This is a genomic window from Pseudomonas sp. BR20, from assembly GCF_050780135.1.
Taxonomy (GTDB): Bacteria; Pseudomonadota; Gammaproteobacteria; order Pseudomonadales; family Pseudomonadaceae; genus Aquipseudomonas.
In genome coordinates this window covers 2,175,634-2,191,804 of record NZ_CP172012.1, presented here as the reverse complement: position 1 = coordinate 2,191,804, position 16,171 = coordinate 2,175,634, and the positions used below count along the sequence as shown (strand labels likewise).

Annotated in this window: 16 protein-coding genes and 2 pseudogenes; 11 read left to right on the top strand and 7 right to left on the bottom strand. The window is 61.5% G+C overall.

Features of this window, described 5'->3' with window-relative positions; genetic code table 11:
• Nucleotides 1-192: 192 nt before the first annotated feature.
• Nucleotides 193-798, top strand: a complete 606-nt coding sequence (locus ACHPFG_RS10010) for a TetR/AcrR family transcriptional regulator (protein ID WP_431702268.1) — start codon at nucleotides 193-195, stop codon at nucleotides 796-798.
• A gap of 135 nt (nucleotides 799-933) precedes the next feature.
• Here the strand turns inward: ACHPFG_RS10010 and ACHPFG_RS10005 are convergent, their stop codons facing one another.
• On the bottom strand, nucleotides 934-1,374 hold the full coding sequence (locus tag ACHPFG_RS10005; protein ID WP_131699473.1) for a GlcG/HbpS family heme-binding protein: 441 nt from the start codon (nucleotides 1,372-1,374) through the stop codon (nucleotides 934-936).
• Between the two features lie 256 nt (nucleotides 1,375-1,630).
• Between ACHPFG_RS10005 and gcl the strand changes: the two genes are divergently transcribed.
• The 8 genes and pseudogenes from gcl to ACHPFG_RS09965 all read left to right on the top strand — a co-directional run bounded on the left by gcl (nucleotide 1,631) and on the right by ACHPFG_RS09965 (nucleotide 9,686).
• On the top strand, nucleotides 1,631-3,406 hold the full coding sequence (gene gcl / locus ACHPFG_RS10000; protein WP_431702267.1) for a glyoxylate carboligase: 1,776 nt from the start codon (nucleotides 1,631-1,633) through the stop codon (nucleotides 3,404-3,406).
• Nucleotides 3,407-3,416: 10 nt separating this feature from the next.
• Nucleotides 3,417-4,199, top strand: a complete 783-nt coding sequence (hyi, locus tag ACHPFG_RS09995) for a hydroxypyruvate isomerase (protein ID WP_431702266.1) — start codon at nucleotides 3,417-3,419, stop codon at nucleotides 4,197-4,199.
• A gap of 29 nt (nucleotides 4,200-4,228) precedes the next feature.
• On the top strand, nucleotides 4,229-5,119 hold the full coding sequence (locus ACHPFG_RS09990) for a 2-hydroxy-3-oxopropionate reductase (protein WP_431702265.1): 891 nt from the start codon (nucleotides 4,229-4,231) through the stop codon (nucleotides 5,117-5,119).
• Between the two features lie 54 nt (nucleotides 5,120-5,173).
• Nucleotides 5,174-6,454: a glycerate kinase type-2 family protein gene (locus tag ACHPFG_RS09985; protein ID WP_431702263.1), complete on the top strand. Its 1,281-nt coding sequence runs from the start codon at nucleotides 5,174-5,176 to the stop codon at nucleotides 6,452-6,454.
• Nucleotides 6,444-6,644, top strand: a pseudogene (locus tag ACHPFG_RS09980) (pyruvate kinase); the annotation flags it as partial. The gene ACHPFG_RS09985 and the pseudogene ACHPFG_RS09980, both read left to right, overlap by 11 nt.
• 208 nt (nucleotides 6,645-6,852) lie before the next feature.
• The gene (locus ACHPFG_RS09975; protein ID WP_431702262.1) at nucleotides 6,853-7,728 is read left to right on the top strand and encodes an urea transporter; all 876 of its coding nucleotides are present in this window, start codon (nucleotides 6,853-6,855) and stop codon (nucleotides 7,726-7,728) included.
• A gap of 31 nt (nucleotides 7,729-7,759) precedes the next feature.
• The gene (locus ACHPFG_RS09970) at nucleotides 7,760-8,584 is read left to right on the top strand and encodes an ion transporter (RefSeq protein ID WP_115488098.1); all 825 of its coding nucleotides are present in this window, start codon (nucleotides 7,760-7,762) and stop codon (nucleotides 8,582-8,584) included.
• 97 nt (nucleotides 8,585-8,681) lie between these two features.
• Entirely contained in the window at nucleotides 8,682-9,686 is a 1,005-nt protein-coding gene (locus tag ACHPFG_RS09965) for a sulfate ABC transporter substrate-binding protein (RefSeq protein WP_431702261.1), read from the top strand.
• Between the two features lie 77 nt (nucleotides 9,687-9,763).
• Here the strand turns inward: ACHPFG_RS09965 and ACHPFG_RS09960 are convergent, their stop codons facing one another.
• Nucleotides 9,764-10,378 carry a DUF5666 domain-containing protein gene (locus tag ACHPFG_RS09960; RefSeq protein ID WP_131699480.1) on the bottom strand — a complete coding sequence of 205 codons (615 nt, stop codon included), beginning with the start codon at nucleotides 10,376-10,378 and terminating at the stop codon, nucleotides 9,764-9,766.
• Nucleotides 10,379-10,554: 176 nt separating this feature from the next.
• On the opposite strand from ACHPFG_RS09960, the gene ACHPFG_RS09955 reads away from it, so the two are divergent.
• Nucleotides 10,555-11,751, top strand: coding sequence for an MFS transporter (locus tag ACHPFG_RS09955; RefSeq protein WP_431702260.1), 1,197 nt, complete (start codon nucleotides 10,555-10,557; stop codon nucleotides 11,749-11,751).
• Here ACHPFG_RS09955 and ACHPFG_RS09950 read toward each other — a convergent pair.
• Together ACHPFG_RS09950 and ACHPFG_RS09945 are read right to left on the bottom strand one after the other, a co-directional pair.
• Nucleotides 11,748-12,152: a type II toxin-antitoxin system HicB family antitoxin gene (locus tag ACHPFG_RS09950; protein WP_431702259.1), complete on the bottom strand. Its 405-nt coding sequence runs from the start codon at nucleotides 12,150-12,152 to the stop codon at nucleotides 11,748-11,750. The two genes, ACHPFG_RS09955 and ACHPFG_RS09950, sit on opposite strands and share 4 nt — an antisense overlap.
• A gap of 11 nt (nucleotides 12,153-12,163) precedes the next feature.
• The gene (locus tag ACHPFG_RS09945; RefSeq protein WP_065901605.1) at nucleotides 12,164-12,352 is read right to left on the bottom strand and encodes a type II toxin-antitoxin system HicA family toxin; all 189 of its coding nucleotides are present in this window, start codon (nucleotides 12,350-12,352) and stop codon (nucleotides 12,164-12,166) included.
• Between the two features lie 196 nt (nucleotides 12,353-12,548).
• Here ACHPFG_RS09945 and ACHPFG_RS09940 point away from each other — a divergent pair, with 196 nt between their 5' ends.
• Nucleotides 12,549-13,430, top strand: a complete 882-nt coding sequence (locus ACHPFG_RS09940; RefSeq protein WP_131699483.1) for a LysR family transcriptional regulator — start codon at nucleotides 12,549-12,551, stop codon at nucleotides 13,428-13,430.
• On the opposite strand, the gene ACHPFG_RS09935 is transcribed toward ACHPFG_RS09940, so the two are convergent.
• The 3 genes and pseudogenes from ACHPFG_RS09935 to ACHPFG_RS09925 all read right to left on the bottom strand — a co-directional run.
• Nucleotides 13,420-14,907, bottom strand: coding sequence for a M10 family metallopeptidase C-terminal domain-containing protein (locus tag ACHPFG_RS09935; RefSeq protein WP_431702258.1), 1,488 nt, complete (start codon nucleotides 14,905-14,907; stop codon nucleotides 13,420-13,422). The genes ACHPFG_RS09940 and ACHPFG_RS09935 overlap by 11 nt on opposite strands.
• 387 nt (nucleotides 14,908-15,294) lie before the next feature.
• On the bottom strand, nucleotides 15,295-15,867 hold the full coding sequence (gene phnN / locus ACHPFG_RS09930) for a phosphonate metabolism protein/1,5-bisphosphokinase (PRPP-forming) PhnN (RefSeq protein WP_431702257.1): 573 nt from the start codon (nucleotides 15,865-15,867) through the stop codon (nucleotides 15,295-15,297).
• Nucleotides 15,867-16,043: pseudogene (locus tag ACHPFG_RS09925) on the bottom strand (alpha-D-ribose 1-methylphosphonate 5-triphosphate diphosphatase); the annotation flags it as partial. The pseudogene ACHPFG_RS09925 and the gene phnN, both read right to left, overlap by 1 nt.
• Nucleotides 16,044-16,171: the final 128 nt, after the last annotated feature.

Genomic DNA, 16,171 nt, shown 5'->3' with positions numbered 1-16,171 from the left:
TCGACCGCCTGTCCTGGCAAGGAAACCTCCCGTGCTCAGTTTCATAGATACGTTTCTCTTTTGGCGAATGGCTGTTGTCGTCAGGCAAGGAGCCGCGGCGACTCATAGCTCGCTATGGGGAGGAGCGGCGACGCAGAATGGCGGCAACAGACGCCGTCAAAAAGAAACCGTATCTGTGAGACTGAGCACTTTATGAGCACCATTCGCGAGCGCAACAAAGAAAAGATCCTGCGGGCGGCGAGCGAGGAGTTTGCCGACAAGGGCTTCGCCGCGACCAAAACCAGCGACATCGCCGCCAAGGCCGGGCTGCCCAAGCCCAACGTCTATTACTACTTCAAGTCCAAGGACAACCTCTACCGAGAGGTGCTCGAAAGCATTATCGAGCCGATCCTGGTGGCTTCCACGCCATTCAATCCCGAGGGTGAGCCTTCGGTGGTGTTGAGTAATTACATCCGCTCGAAAATCCGCATCTCCCGCGACCTGCCTTTCGCCTCCAAGGTGTTCGCCAGCGAAATCATGCATGGCGCACCGCACCTGAGTGCCGAGCAGGTCCAACAACTCAACGCCCAGGCCAAGCACAATATCGACTGCATCCAGAGCTGGGTGGATCGCGGGTTGATTGCGGCTATCGACCCCAACCACCTGATGTTCAGCATCTGGGCGGCAACGCAGACGTATGCGGATTTCGACTGGCAGATTTCGGCGGTGACCGGTAAGGCCAAGCTGGATGAAGCCGATTATGAAGCGGCGGCGCAGACGATTATTCGGTTGGTACTCAAGGGCTGTGCGCCGGACTGATGCACCGAGGTGCCTGTGCCGATCGGGAGCAAGCCCCCTCCCACACTTGATTGGGTTCACACATTTATAAAGGTGAATACGGTCAAATGTGGGAGGGGGCTTGCTCCCGATGAGGCCCTTACAGTCACACACGACTTAAGCTGACACCCCCGCATCCGCCATCAACCCCACCCCCTCGATCGCCGTGATCGCACACTGCTCATCAATATCCGACGTATCCCCGCTGATCCCGATCGCCCCCAGTACCACCCCGGCCTGATCCCGAATCAACACCCCACCCGGTGCTGGCACCACGCTGCCCTGCCCCAGGCTATTTAACGCCGCGATAAACGCCGGCCGTTGCTGCGCGTCCAGTGCAAGCAAGCGCGAGCCCTTGCCCAGCGCAATCGCGCCCCAGGCCTTGCCGATGGCGATTTGCGGGCGCAGCAGGCTGGCGCCGTCTTCGCGCTGCAGGGTGATCAAGTGGCCGCCGCTGTCGAGGACCGCGATGGTCAGCGGTGCGGCCGAAAGCGTGCGGCCGGCGCTGAGGGCCTGGCTGGCCAGTTGGGTAGCAATCTTCAAGGTTAAAGCGCTCATGGTGCCGTCCTTCTTTTGTTATTGGGGAAGCGGTGGAGGTCTGTTTGATCAGATACTTGATCAAACAAATAGAACACAATGACATTTATTTTTGTATACAATATTTTCGCACAAAGGCTCCATACGTCGAAAAAAGCCGTTCCGACGAACGCAAAGACCAATCAATAAAATGGATTGACCTGCGCCGCCCGCCGTGAATACACTTTGGACAGACACCACTTGTATACAATTACAAAACGCAAGAGGCACCAAAATCATGAGCAAAATGAGAGCAATCGAAGCCGCCGTCCTCGTCATGCGTCGTGAAGGCGTGGACACCGCCTTCGGTATCCCAGGCGCTGCGATCAACCCGCTGTATTCGGCCTTGCAGAAGGTGGGTGGCATCGATCACGTCCTTGCTCGCCACGTTGAAGGCGCCTCGCACATGGCCGAGGGGTACACCCGCACCAAGGCCGGCAATATCGGCGTGTGCATCGGCACCTCGGGCCCGGCGGGCACCGACATGGTCACCGGCCTCTACAGCGCCTCGGCCGATTCGATCCCGATCCTGTGCATCACCGGCCAGGCGCCACGGGCCCGCATGCACAAGGAAGACTTCCAGGCCGTGGACATCACCAGCATCGTCAAGCCGGTGACCAAGTGGGCAACCACTGTCCTCGAGCCGGGCCAAGTGCCATACGCCTTCCAGAAAGCCTTCTATGAAATGCGCTCCGGCCGCCCTGGCCCGGTACTGATCGACCTGCCGTTCGACGTGCAGATGGCCGAGATCGAATTCGATATCGACGCGTACCAGCCGCTGCCACTGGCCAAGCCACTGGCCACGCGCATCCAGGTCGAAAAGGCACTGGCGCTGCTGGATCAGGCTGAACGCCCGTTGCTGGTGAGCGGCGGCGGTGTGATCAACGCCGACGCCAGCGAGCTGCTGGTGGAGTTCGCCGAATTGACCGGCATCCCGGTGATCCCGACGCTGATGGGCTGGGGCACCATTCCCGACGATCACCCGCTGATGGTGGGCATGGTCGGCCTGCAAACCTCCCACCGCTACGGCAACGCGACGATGCTCAAGTCCGACGTGGTGCTGGGGATCGGTAACCGCTGGGCCAACCGCCATACCGGTTCAGTGGAGGTGTATACCGAAGGGCGTAAATTCATTCACGTCGACATCGAACCGACGCAGATTGGCCGCGTATTCACCCCGGACCTGGGCATCGTGTCCGACGCCGGCTCCGCGCTGACGATGTTTATCGAAGTAGCCCGCGAGTGGAAAGCCGCCGGCAAGCTCAAGGACCGCAGCGCTTGGCTGCATGACTGCCAGCAGCGCAAGGCGACCCTGCACCGCAAGACCCACTTCGACCATGTGCCGGTCAAGCCGCAACGGGTCTACGAAGAAATGAACCAGGTATTCGGCAAAGACACCTGCTACGTCAGCACCATCGGCCTGTCGCAGATTGCCGGCGCCCAGTTCCTGCATGTGTACAAGCCACGCCACTGGATCAACTGCGGCCAGGCCGGCCCGTTGGGCTGGACCATTCCGGCGGCGCTGGGCGTGGTCAAGGCCGACCCGAGCCGCAAGGTGGTGGCGCTGTCCGGTGACTATGACTTCCAGTTCATGATCGAAGAGCTGGCCGTGGGCGCACAGTTCAAGCTGCCGTATATCCATGTGGTGGTGAACAACTCCTACCTGGGGTTGATCCGCCAGGCCCAGCGCGGGTTTGAAATGGACTACTGCGTGCAGTTATCTTTCGACAACCTCAACGCACCGGAGCTGAACGGTTATGGCGTCGACCACGTCGCCGTCGCTGAGGGCCTGGGTTGCAAAGCCCTGCGCGTGTTCGAACCGGGACAGATCGCGCCGGCGTTGCGCAAGGCCGAACACATGATCGAAGAGTTCAAGGTGCCGGTGATCGTCGAGATCATCCTGGAGCGCGTGACCAATATTTCCATGGGCACCGAGATCAACGCCGTCAACGAATTCGAAGACCTGGCCCTGGTCGGCAACGATGCGCCGACTGCCATTTCCCTGCTCGATTAAGGAGAACCCTATGCCGCGCTTTGCCGCCAACCTGTCCATGCTGTTTACCGAGCAGGACTTTCTCGCCCGCTTCAAAGCCGCTGCCGATGCCGGCTTCCAGGGTGTCGAGTACCTGTTCCCCTACGAATTCAGCTCGGCTGACATCAAAGCCCAGCTCGACGCTCACCGCCTGACCCAGGTGCTGTTCAACCTGCCGGCCGGTGACTGGGCCAAAGGCGAACGCGGCCTGGCGTGCCACCCGGACCGGGTCGAGGAATTTCGCGCCGGGGTCACGCTGGCTATCGCCTACGCCCAGGTGCTGGGCAATACCCAGATCAACTGCCTGGCGGGGATTCGGCCCCAGGGTGTGGATGATGAAACCGTGGAAAAGACTTTTGTCGCCAACCTCAAGTACGCCGCCGACAAGCTGCAAGCGGCGGGCATCAAGCTGGTGATGGAGGCGATCAACACCCGCGATATCCCTGGCTTCTACCTGAACAACACAGCGCAAGCCCTGTCGATTCGCGAGCAGGTGGGCAGTGACAACCTGTTCCTGCAGTACGACATCTACCACATGCAAATCATGGAAGGCGACCTGGCCCGAACCATGGCCGCGCACCTGGGGGAGATCAACCACATCCAGCTGGCGGACAACCCTGGGCGCAATGAGCCGGGAACGGGGGAGATCAACTACCGCTTCCTGTTCGAACATCTGGACCGCATCGGGTACGGGGGCTGGGTCGGCTGTGAGTACAAGCCGTTGACCACTACCGAAGCGGGTTTGGGCTGGCTTAAAACCCACAATGCCATCTGACAAACACCACATAAGAAGAGGCATTCATCATGGCTAAAATCGGATTTATCGGCACCGGCATCATGGGCCAACCCATGGCCGCGAACCTGCAGAAAGCCGGGCATCAACTATTTCTTTCCGAGCACCACGGCAAGGCGCCGGCCGAGCTGATCAGCGCCGGCGCAGTGGCCTTGGCCAACCCGCAGCACGTCGCCCAGGAAGCCGAGTTCATTATCGTCATGGTCCCCGACACCCCGCAGGTCGACGACGTGCTGTTCCGCGCCGACGGCGTGGCCGCGGGCCTGTCGCCGCACAAGGTGGTGATCGACATGAGTTCGATCTCGCCCTCCGCCACGAAAGCGTTTGCCGCCAGGATCAATGAAACCGGCGCGCAGTACCTTGATGCACCGGTGTCCGGCGGTGAAGTCGGCGCCAAGGCCGGCACCTTGAGCATCATGGTCGGTGGCGAGCCGCAGACCTTCGAACGCGCCCTGCCGCTGTTCCAGAGCATGGGCAAGAACATCACCCTGGTGGGCGGCAATGGCGACGGCCAGACCGCCAAAGTGGCCAACCAGATCATCGTCGCGCTGAATATCCAGGCGGTGGCCGAAGCGCTGCTGTTTGCCTCCAGGAACGGCGCCGACCCGGCCAAGGTGCGTGAAGCACTGATGGGCGGCTTTGCCTCATCGAAGATCCTCGAAGTGCATGGCGAACGCATGATCAAGGGCACCTTCGATCCGGGCTTTCGCATCAACCTGCACCAGAAGGACCTGAACCTGGCCCTGGCCGGTGCCAGGGAACTGGGAATCAACCTGCCGAACACCGCCGGCACCCAGCAGGTGTTCAGCACGTGCGCGGCGATTGGCGGCGGGAATTGGGACCACTCGGCGTTGATCAAGGGACTGGAGCATATGGCGAACTTCTCGATTCGCGATAAATAACCCCCTTTGAAATGGCTGCACCTCTAATAACAAAAATCCCCCGGGAGCCCGCTTATGTCGGTCGATCCGCAGCACCTGCTTCGCGAGCTGTTTGCCACAGCCATCGACGCCGCCCACCCCCGGCACGTCCTTGAACCCTACCTGCCGGCCGACCGTAGCGGCCGTGTGATCGTGATCGGCGCCGGCAAGGCGGCGGCCGCCATGGCGCTGGTCGTCGAGAACTGCTGGCAGGGCGACGTCTCGGGCCTGGTGGTGACCCGCTACGGCCATGGCGCGCCGTGCCAGAAAATCGAAGTGGTCGAAGCCGCCCACCCGGTGCCCGATGCCGCCGGCCTTGCAGTGGCCAAGCGCGTGCTGGAACTGATCAGCAACCTCGGCGAAGACGACCGGGTTATTTTCCTGCTCTCCGGCGGCGGTTCCGCCTTGCTGGCGCTGCCCGCCGAAGGCATCAGCCTGGCCGACAAGCAGGCCATCAACAAAGCCCTGCTCACCTCCGGCGCCACCATTGGCGAGATGAATTGCGTGCGCAAGCACCTCTCGGCGATCAAGGGCGGTCGGCTGGCCAAGGCCGCCTGGCCGGCAATGGTCTACACCTACGCGATTTCCGATGTGCCGGGCGACCAGGCCACGGTCATCGCCTCCGGCCCCACGGTCGGCGACCCGAGCACCTCGCAACAGGCGCTGGCGATCCTCAAGCGCTACGGCATCGACGCACCGGCCGCCGTGCGCAGCTGGTTGCAGAATCCGGCCTCGGAAACCGTCAAGCCCGGCGACCCGGTGCTCGCCCGCAGCCACTTCCAGCTGATCGCGCGCCCGCAACAATCGCTGGAAGCGGTGGCGGTGAAAGCGCGCCAGGCCGGTTTCAGCCCGCTGATCCTCGGCGACCTGGAAGGCGAAGCGCGGGAGGTGGCCAAAGTACACGCCGGCATCGCGCGGCAAATCGTGCAGCACGGCCAGCCGCTGGCGGCACCGTGCGTGATCCTCTCCGGCGGTGAAACCACCGTCACCGTGCACGGCGACGGCCGTGGCGGACGCAACGCCGAATTCCTGCTGAGCCTGACCGACAGCCTCAAAGGCCTGCCCGGCGTGTACGCCCTGGCCGGTGACACCGACGGCATCGACGGTTCCGAAGACAACGCCGGCGCCATCATGACACCCACCAGTTATGCACGCGCCGAAGCCCTGGGCCTGTCGGCCAGCGACGAGCTGGATAACAACAACGGTTATGGCTACTTCGCCGCCCTCGACGGTTTGATCGTTACCGAGCCGACCCGCACCAATGTCAACGACTTGCGTGCCATCCTGATCCTTGAGACTGCCCACCATGACGCCTGACAGGAAGGTCAAGATCATCGCCACCCTCGGCCCGGCCACCGACGGTATCGACGACATCCGCGAGCGGGTGCACGCCGGGGTGAATATCTTCCGCCTCAACTTCAGCTACGTTGACCATGCCGATCACGCCCGGCGCTACCAACGGATTCGCCAGGTGGATGAGGTGTGTTCCACAGCGCTGGAGATTGTCCAGGCGCAGGGCATGGCGCCGTGCGGGCAGGCGGGGTAGACCAACTCCTTGCGTATAGAGACGCTGATCCAGCGCCTGTAGAGGCCCCATCGGGGGGCAAGCCCCCTCCCACATTGGACGGCATTCACACATCTAACTATGTGAACCCAATCAAGTGTGGGAGGGCTTGCCCCCGATGGGCCCAACTCGGTCCCACTGAATACCCATCATGCACAACCCAACCTGCCCCGACTGGGCCGAAGCCCTGCTCAACGGTTTCAGCCAGATCTTCCTGCAACGCCATCCGCTGTGCGGCCTGCTGTGCCTGTTGGCGATCCTGATCGGCGCTCCGGCCTTGTTTGGCGGAGCATTGCTGGGTGGCGTCGCGGGGTTGCTCACGGCCCAGCGTCGCGGCTATCCCAAGGCCGAGCGTCAGGCCGGGCTGTATAGCTATAACGGCGTATTGCTGGGCCTGTTGATCAGCCAGCATTTCGCCTGGTCGGCGTTGTTGCCGCCGCTGATCCTCGCGTGCGGCGGCTTGAGTGCGATGCTTACGCGGCAGTGGTTGAAACACGCTACGCAGCCCGACGACCTGCCCGCCTACACCGCGCCCTTTGTCGGCCTGGGCTGGCTGCTGTTGGGTAGCGTCTCGCACAGTACCTTGGCCCTGAGCGAGGCCGATACCCTGGCTGCGCTCGGCGCGCCGTTCACCGGCCTGGCGCAAATCATGCTGCTGGACCAGCCGCTGGCGGGCGCGTTGATTGCCCTCGGCCTGTTGCTGGCGAACCGGCGCGCCGCGGTCTGGGCCATGATCGGCGCCAGCAGCGGCGTACTGATCGCCCTGTTGCTGGACGAAACCACCGCCGCCCTCCTCGGCCTGCACAGCTACAACCCGGCTCTCGCGGCCCTGGCGCTGAGCCAGGCACGGCACCAACCGTGGCTGCCGCTGCTCGGCATCCTCCTGGCGATCGTCCTCACACCGGGCTTTGCCGCCCTGCACCTGCCCGCACTCACCGCGCCGTTTATCCTCGCCTGCTGGCTGGTACGTGCCGGCGGCCGAATACTCAGGAAACCCCGCATGGACAGCCCCTTCGAATCCCCCTAGGCTTGCTCGATATTCGATTCAGGCGGGTTTTATGGACAGCAATAACGACTGGCGTCAGCGGCTCTACGTCATGGTTTTTCAAAGCGACACCGTCGCCGGGCGGCGCTTTGACGGCATCCTGCTGTTGATCATCCTCGCCAGTCTGGTGATCGTGATGCTCGACAGCATCGACCAGGTCCACCAGAACTACGCCGATGTGCTGGCCTACATTGAATGGGGCTTCACGCTGATCTTCCTGATCGAGTACGGGTTGCGCCTGTACTGCTCGCCCAAGCCGTTGCGCTACGCCTTCAGCTTTTACGGGCTGGTCGATCTGCTCGCCATCGTGCCCGGCATCCTCGCGCTGTACTACAGCGACGCGCAATACCTGCTGATCATCCGCATCATCCGGATGCTGCGGATTTTCCGCGTGCTCAAGCTCAGCCCGTACCTCAAGCAGGCCAACTACCTGATGGCGGCGCTGCGCGGCAGCAAGCAGAAGATCGTGGTGTTCCTGGTCAGCGTGTGCACCCTGGTGACGGTGTTCGGCACCTTGATGTATGTGATCGAAGGCCCGGAGCACGGCTTCACCAGTATCCCCAAGGGCATCTATTGGGCGATCGTGACGCTGACGACCGTGGGCTTTGGCGATATCGTGCCCAAGACGCCGTTGGGCCAGGTGATTTCGTCGCTGGTGATGATCACCGGTTACTCGATCATCGCCGTGCCCACGGGTATTTTTACTGCCGAGCTGGCCAGTGCCATGCGCGGTGAACAACTGCAACACGACTGCCCGGTGTGCAGGAAAAACAGTCACGAGCCCAACGCGGCGTTCTGTTCGCGCTGTGGCAGCGCTCTTTTTAAGAAAGTGGAATAAGCAAAGTTCTTTTTAATCTTTAAGCGACTAAGTGCCCCCCGGCTATAGTCGCTGGCAATGTGCCTCCCCTCTTCTCCCGAACAACAAGGAATGAGCAGTGAAAAAACTCGTAAGCGCCTCTCTCCTGGCCGCCGGCCTTGCCCTGGCGGGCGCCGTCCAGGCCGCCCCGGTCACTCTGCTCAACGTCTCCTACGACGTGATGCGCGATTTCTACAAGGACTACAACACCGCCTTCCAGAAGCACTGGGAAGCCGAGCACCCGAATGACAAGCTGACCCTGCAGATGTCCTTCGGCGGTTCCAGCAAACAAGCGCGCTCGGTAATCGACGGCCTGCCGGCTGACGTGATTACCATGAACATGGCCACCGACATCAACGCCCTGGTCGACAACGGCAAACTGGTGCCGGACAACTGGGTCAGCCGCCTGCCGAACAACAGCGCGCCGTTCACCTCGGCCACTGTGTTCATCGTGCGCAAGGGCAACCCGAAAGCCCTGAAAGACTGGCCGGACCTGTTGAAAGATGGCGTGCAAGTAATCGTGCCCAACCCGAAAACCTCGGGTAACGGCCGCTACACCTACCTGTCGGCCTGGGGTTATGTGCTCAAAAACGGCGGCGATGAAGAGAAGGCCAAGGCCTTTGTCGGCAAGCTGTTCAAACAGGCGCCAGTGCTGGACACCGGTGGCCGTGCCGCCACCACCACGTTCATGACCAACCAGATCGGCGACGTGCTGGTGACCTTCGAGAACGAAGCGGAAATGATCGCGCGGGAATTCGGCCGTGACCAGTTCGAAGTGGTCTACCCAAGCGTCTCCGCCGAAGCCGAGCCGCCGGTGTCGGTGGTGGATAAAGTGGTCGAGAAGAAAGGCACCCGCGTGGCGGCTGAAGACTACCTGAAGTACCTGTGGTCGCCGGAAGGCCAGGAAATCGCCGCCAATAACTACCTGCGCCCACGTGATCCGAAGGTGCTGGCCAAGTACACCGACCGCTTCCCGAAAGTCGACTTCCTGTCGGTAGAGAAGACCTTTGGTGACTGGCGCACCGTGCAGAAAACCCACTTCAATGATGGTGGCGTTTTCGACCAGATCTACAGCGGCCAGTAACCCGACCTGACTGAATAAACTCGGTCAACATGTGAGAGGGGGCTTGCCCCTCCCACATTTGGATCTGTGTTTTGCAGTTACATCGGCGGCGTCACGCCATCCTTGCCGGCCGAGATAGCTTGGGCAGTGATTTTCCCATCCGCCCCCTGCGCCGCAAACAACACCACCTTCACCCCCGGCTTGAGCAAGCTGCGGTCCCCCGGTTCCAGGTTGACGATCGGTACATCCTCCGGCACCACGATCTTCTGTTCGCCGCCTTTGTATTTCACGGTCAACGTCCGCCCTTTGCTGACCACCAGGTCGCCGACAGTGCCGTTGGTCATGCTGCTGCCTTCCTTCAGGTCAAACGCCCGATGCCCGTCGCCGGTGCCGGCCATGGCCGGTGGGAACACATGCACTTCCAGCGCCGTCAGGGTGCCGTCGGCGTTGGGCATGGCGGCCGAGCCGATGTAGCTGCCAGGTTTGATTTCATCGATCTTGGCCAGGGTGACGGCGCGCACCTGGGTCGCTTGGGTCAGGTGCACGGTGACTTCTTCACCGCTGTTGACCTTGACGTGCAGGGCGTCGCCGTCGACTGCCGTGATGGCGCCACGCACACCGACGCGCGGCGCCTCGGCCGCATTCGCCAGCCCCACCGCCATCGCGGCGGCAAGGGTGGAAGCCAGGAGCATCTTGTTCAACGTGATCTTCATTGCAATGGATTTCCTGTTTCGGCAATTGGGACTGACTGTATCATTGCCGTTCGCGCAGAAAATTAACGATTCACTCATCATTACAGGGCATGAGTGTTATCACTGCCGGCGGCCTACCCGGGCTACGGTGTTGTCTTTAGGCTCGCCTCACTTTCCCTCGCTTTTATGAGAACACCATGAACGCTACTTCCCACGCTACAAGCACCATGACCCGGAGCATGGTGATGCTGTTTGCGTTTTGCTGCGGCGCCATCGTCGCCAACATCTACTACGCCCAGCCGATCATCGAACTGATCGCACCGGACGTCGGCCTCACCCCCGCGATGGCCAGCCTGATCGTGTCGCTGACGCAGATCGGCTATGCCCTCGGCCTGTTTTTCCTGGTTCCCCTGGGTGACCTGCTGGAAAACCGCAAGTTGATGATCATCACGACCGTGGTGGCAATTGCCAGCCTGTTGGGTGCGGCCTTTACCGAACAACCGAACCTGTTCCTGCTGGTGTCGTTGCTGATCGGTTTCAGTTCGGTGTCGGTCCAGATCCTGATCCCGCTGGCCGCACACCTGGCGCCCGCCGAGTCTCGGGGTCGGGTGGTCGGCAGCATCATGGGCGGCCTGCTGCTGGGCATCCTGCTGGCACGGCCAGTGTCCAGCGTCGTGGCTGACCATTTTGGCTGGCGCGCGATGTTCATGGCCGCAGCCGCGTTGATGGCGCTGATCAGCGTGGTGCTGATGCTGACCATCCCCAAGCGCCAACCGGATCACAGTGCCAGTTATGGCCAACTGCTGCGCTCCCTGGGCACCCTGCTGCGTGAACAACCGCTGCTGCGCCAACGCGCGTTTTACCAAGGCTGCATGTTCGCCACGTTCAGCCTGTTCTGGACCGCCGCCCCGCTGGAACTGGTGCGCAACCACGGCCTGAGCCAGACCCAGATCGCGATCTTCGCCCTGGTCGGTGCCATCGGCGCCATTGCCGCCCCCATCGCCGGGCGCCTGGCCGATGCCGGCCACACCCACCGCGCGTCGCTGCTGGCCATGGTGTTTGCAGTGTTGAGCTTCCTGCCGGCCTTTGTACACCCGCTGTACAGCGTGATCGGCCTGGCGGTGACCGGCGTGGTCCTGGACTTCTGCGTGCAGATGAACATGGTCCTCGGTCAACGCGCCATCTACGCCCTTGACGCCAACAGCCGCAGCCGTCTGAACGCGCTGTACATGACCAGCATCTTCATCGGCGGTGCCTTCGGCTCGGCGATTGCCAGCAGCGTGTACGAACACGGCGGCTGGCTGGGTGTGATGCTGGTGGGCAGCGCGTTTCCGCTGGTGGCGTTGTTGCGGTTCCTCAGTGCGTCACGGCAAACGGCTGTCGCCACCGCCTAAGAACGCACCAACTTCTCCAAAGCCGCATCCGCCAGAAATGACGAGCGGCTTTTGACCTTGTGCTCGCGCACATAGCGATCGATGCGCTGGATGACATAACCGGGCAAGGTCACATTGACCTTCTCGGTCTTGCCCAGATAGGGCGAGATGTCCAGCTCCAGCATGCCCCAGCCCATCCCGACATAGTCTTCGTGGGTGTGATGATTGGCCACCGATGTTGGCATCGGAATCACCCCACCCTCTGCGGCGATCTGCTGCAGCAGGATGTGCGCGACTTCCACAGCGGCGTTGTACGCCTCTTCGAAACTGTCCCCGGCAGTGGCTGCGCCTGGAATATCGGGGATCTGGATACCGGTGGCGGTGAAGTCATCGCCCCATTCGATACAGATTGGGTATTGCATGAATGCTCTCCTTAAAACTGAAACAGCCCGGCGCGTTTCCTGATGCTTCTGACGGTGCCCAAGGGCAGATCCTTCTTCGGATGCGGCACCGGGATCGTGTACGGGTTATAGCGGTGGGTAAAAATATGATGACTGCCCGTGACCCGATCCAGCACCCAGCCCGCCTCTTGCAGCTCCTTGATCAATAGCCTGCTTTGCACCCCAGCCTCCTTGGCTTGGCCTGAATGAAAGTAACCCTAGAGTTATCTTTACTCAAGCACAGATTGGGTCAGCCTGACTGGCGGTTGTTTTGCACCATGTTGAAAACCGCCAACCGGATGACACCCCATGGGCATTACCCTTAGGCTGGTACGCCGCGCTGCATCGCGATGCGCCCAATCCAGCAAGGAACACCCGATGGACCGTCTCACCGCCATGGAAACCTTCGTCCACGTTGTCGAGACCGGCTCGTTCTCCGCCGCGGCCAAGCGCCTGGGCATCGGCCAACCGGCCGTGTCCAAGAGCGTCGCGCAATTGGAGGCACGCCTGGCGGTACGCTTGGTGATGCGTTCGACAAGGGGTCTGACGCCAACCGAGGCAGGGCTGGCGTTTTTCGATAAAGCCAAGCGCGCCATTGATGAAGCCAACGCGGCCGACGAGGCTGCGCGCGGTGCAGGCTCCGGGCTCTCGGGGAACCTGCGGATCAGCGCGCCGGTGACCTTCGCACGCCTGCACATCATTCCGCACCTGGGGCCGTTCCTGGCGCAATATCCGGGGATGAACGTGGACGTGGTGCTCGATGACCGCAGCCTCAACCTGGTGGAGGAAGGCATCGACGTCGCCCTGCGCATGGGCAACCTGAATGACTCAAGCCTTACGGCGCGCAAGATTGGCGAATCGCCCTGCGTCATCCTCGGCACCCCGGCCTACTTCGCACGCTTCGGCGAACCCGCCACCCCCGCCGACCTGATGCAACACCAGGCAATCATCTATACCCGCGCTGAAGGCTCACACTGGCGCTTCAGCCAAGGCGGCAGCCAATACCCCGTCGTCGCCCATGGCCGCGTGCATGTCACCGCAGCAGAAGGGGTGCGCGCCGCCGTGCTGAGTCATCTGGGGCTCACCCTGTCGTCCTCCTGGATGTTCGCGCCGGAGCTGGCCAGCGGCGAAGTCAAGACGGTACTGACCGACTGGGAATTGCCGCCCAGGGATCTATGGGCGGTATTCCCCACCGGGCGTATGGCCAGTGCCAAGGCGCGGGCATTTGTGGAGTATGTGCAGGCGCTGATCAAGGCTTGACGACGCGCTGCAGTACCTGCAGCAACGTCGATAATATCTTGACGATTACCTCGTTCAATGCCGAAAGGGTATCGGTTTTCGACTCAGGCGGTGAAGGTGACGGTAAGGGTGCAGGTAACGGTGAAGGTGGCGTCGGGGCAGGCAGCGGCCTGACCTGCGGTTTTTGCCCTTGCCACAGCACGTCCCCGGGCTTGATCTGGCCGACGCTCTTGACCATGAAATCGGCATTGCCGCGGCCCTTCAGGTCGATCTCCAGGCTGGAGCGGCCGGTGGCGGCGTCGTGTTTGAGCACAGCCTCGCCTGCCCGGCCACTGAAGCGATCAGTAAACACCAGGGCGCCGACACCTGCTTCTTTCAAGACACCCGAGACGTCGAGCCTATCGGTGCCGCTGGTGAAGTCCTCAATAAGGTCCGGCTGCTGCGAGGTGGAGTCACTGGCCTTATCGTAGGTAAACGTGTCTGCGCCACCACCACCGCGCAACGTGTCGGCCCCTGCCCCGCCCTTAAGCCGGTTGTCGGCGTCATTGCCGGTCAGCACATCCCGTCCGGAACCGCCGATGGCGTTTTCAACCGTAACGCCTTTGGCGATCGAAACATTGCCCTTCAAACCGCCTACATCAGAAAACGATTCGGCCTTCAAATTGATGTTCTGGTTTTGGGAAAACCCGGAAAAATCCAGGGTATCGTCACCGCCGCCATCCCAGACGCAAAAGATGGGTTTATCGCTGGCGCTGGTGAGGGTCATGGCTTCACGGTCGGTATTGGAATTGAAGCCGTAGGTCGTGTCGGTGTTGCGGGTTTGGTGATTGGCCCCATAGAGCCGCTGAACCGCAGCGATGTCGTCCATCATCGGGGCAGAAGGGTTCGAATTCCGAAAGTCGTGGCCGGCCTGGTTTTTCTCCGACCAGTAACTCATCACACTGCGTGCCTTTGTATCACCGGCATACGCGGCGCCACTGTTGTAATCAGAACCGCCGCCATTGTAGTTGCCCGGATGCTGCAGGCCGATGGCGTGGCCGATTTCATGCACGGCGGTCACTGAAAAGTGGCTGCCTAACGCAGGCGAACTACTTTCTCGCAGGGTGCCAACCGTGGCCGTGGTGCTGGCAGTGGAGCGCGTGGGTGAGGTGGCGACGCCACGGTCACCGCGCGGGTTATTTTTGATATGTACCGTGCCGTCGGCGCCGGCGGCCCGCTCCTTGAAACTGATGTTGGCCACGTCCTCCCAGGACTGCGCCGCCTGGCGCACACGGCGTTGCTGCGCGGCGCTGAACGTCGGGTCTACCGTATAGGAGAGGTCGATCCGCTTGTCGCTATTACGGTCGTGGAAGTGCAGGTTGTCGCGGGTGATGTGCTTTCCGGCCTGCTCCGTCGTGAAGGTGGGTTTGCGACTGGCGCCCACACCGAAGGGGCCGGGATCGGAAGGTGGTAAATTTTCAAGCGAGAAGCTGAGCGGATTACGTTCAGAGTTAATCATGGGACAGTGCGCTCTTGAGAGTGAGTGAATGAGCCGAATCAATCAGCATCGGGGCAGTAACCTCCCATGCAGAAAACCCTCGGAACAGCACTGATTTAGTTCGCACTGAAACATTCTAACGTGGCGCAACACGCGCTAAGAGACGCACTAAAACACTTTCAATTTAAACAACTGAACACACACTTTCGGGTAAGAAAACTTATTGGATTATCAGGAAAAAAACGAAATCCTACAAAACTGTCCTGATTCGGCTACGCAAAATCCGCCCGCCCCCAGATACATGCTCTTAACCTTTTCCGACGAGTTCTCAGCATGTCAGAATCTCGCCGCTTGACATGACCTTATGCTAAAGCGCAGGTCACCGCGCGTCATCGGTGCCGAGCAGGCTCAGGCGCATACCGAGTGCCCCTGGCTCAGGCAACATAACAAGCGTTCGACCGTGTGTTCCAGTGGGCCGGAGTTATCCAACACGAACAACCCGGCGCCATTGCCGGCGATCAGCTCTTGGGTAAACCGCGCATTGCGCGCCAGGCGCGCCTCGATATCCGCCAAAGACTCACGGCCCCGCGCTATTAAGCGCTGGCGCAAGACGGCTTGATCCACCGTCAGCAACAGCACCAACACATCCGGGTAGCGCTCGCGGGTCTGCGCCAGGTGTGCGCGTGAGCCGTTGACCAGCACGTCTTCCCCCGTCGCCAGCCATTCGTCGATGACCTCAGGGATGCCGTAAGACAACCCGTTGGCGTGCCAGCTGAGGGCAAACGCGCCCTCGGCCTGCATCACGGCGAATTGCTCCGGGCTTACGCCCTGGGCCGCCTCGCCCACCGCTTCCGCCGAGCGCGTGATCACGCGGCGCACAATCCGGCAACCGCGCTCGGCCAACCGCGGGCGTGCAGCCTCCAGCAGGCTGTCCTTGCCCGAACCCGATGGCCCGATGAGATAGATCAACCTGCCCACCATCAAAACACCCTCTTCGTTTGTCGCCAGACGTGTTGCACCACAGGAAGCCCTACGCGGCTCCTGGCTTGGACCAGGTCGGCGCGCAGGCCAATGGCGATTTTCCCCGCACTGGAAAGTATATCCAGCAATCTCTCGGCAGCCACGCCTGCGGCGGCCACATTACCGAAGTGCGCGCCGCTCCAATATTTGCTAGACGTAGTGCTTGCTCAACCCTGACGGGTTGGTGCTGGCTGTGGGTGCGGCACTGGAGCGGGAGTGCCCTGTGGCTTGATGGCTGAGGAGATCTCCTGTGGGAGGGGGCTTG

Bases quoted from the DNA above. Each gene is read 5' to 3' on its own strand.
- ACHPFG_RS10010 (WP_431702268.1), top strand. From the start codon at position 193: ATGAGCACCATTCGCGAGCGCAACAAAGAAAAGATCCTGCGGGCGGCG.
- ACHPFG_RS10005 (WP_131699473.1), bottom strand. From the start codon at position 1,374: ATGAGCGCTTTAACCTTGAAGATTGCTACCCAACTGGCCAGCCAGGCC.
- gcl (WP_431702267.1), top strand. From the start codon at position 1,631: ATGAGCAAAATGAGAGCAATCGAAGCCGCCGTCCTCGTCATGCGTCGT.
- hyi (WP_431702266.1), top strand. From the start codon at position 3,417: ATGCCGCGCTTTGCCGCCAACCTGTCCATGCTGTTTACCGAGCAGGAC.
- ACHPFG_RS09990 (WP_431702265.1), top strand. From the start codon at position 4,229: ATGGCTAAAATCGGATTTATCGGCACCGGCATCATGGGCCAACCCATG.
- ACHPFG_RS09985 (WP_431702263.1), top strand. From the start codon at position 5,174: ATGTCGGTCGATCCGCAGCACCTGCTTCGCGAGCTGTTTGCCACAGCC.
- ACHPFG_RS09975 (WP_431702262.1), top strand. From the start codon at position 6,853: ATGCACAACCCAACCTGCCCCGACTGGGCCGAAGCCCTGCTCAACGGT.
- ACHPFG_RS09970 (WP_115488098.1), top strand. From the start codon at position 7,760: ATGGACAGCAATAACGACTGGCGTCAGCGGCTCTACGTCATGGTTTTT.
- ACHPFG_RS09960 (WP_131699480.1), bottom strand. From the start codon at position 10,378: ATGAAGATCACGTTGAACAAGATGCTCCTGGCTTCCACCCTTGCCGCC.
- ACHPFG_RS09955 (WP_431702260.1), top strand. From the start codon at position 10,555: ATGAACGCTACTTCCCACGCTACAAGCACCATGACCCGGAGCATGGTG.
- ACHPFG_RS09950 (WP_431702259.1), bottom strand. From the start codon at position 12,152: ATGCAATACCCAATCTGTATCGAATGGGGCGATGACTTCACCGCCACC.
- ACHPFG_RS09940 (WP_131699483.1), top strand. From the start codon at position 12,549: ATGGACCGTCTCACCGCCATGGAAACCTTCGTCCACGTTGTCGAGACC.
- ACHPFG_RS09935 (WP_431702258.1), bottom strand. From the start codon at position 14,907: ATGATTAACTCTGAACGTAATCCGCTCAGCTTCTCGCTTGAAAATTTA.
- phnN (WP_431702257.1), bottom strand. From the start codon at position 15,867: ATGGTGGGCAGGTTGATCTATCTCATCGGGCCATCGGGTTCGGGCAAG.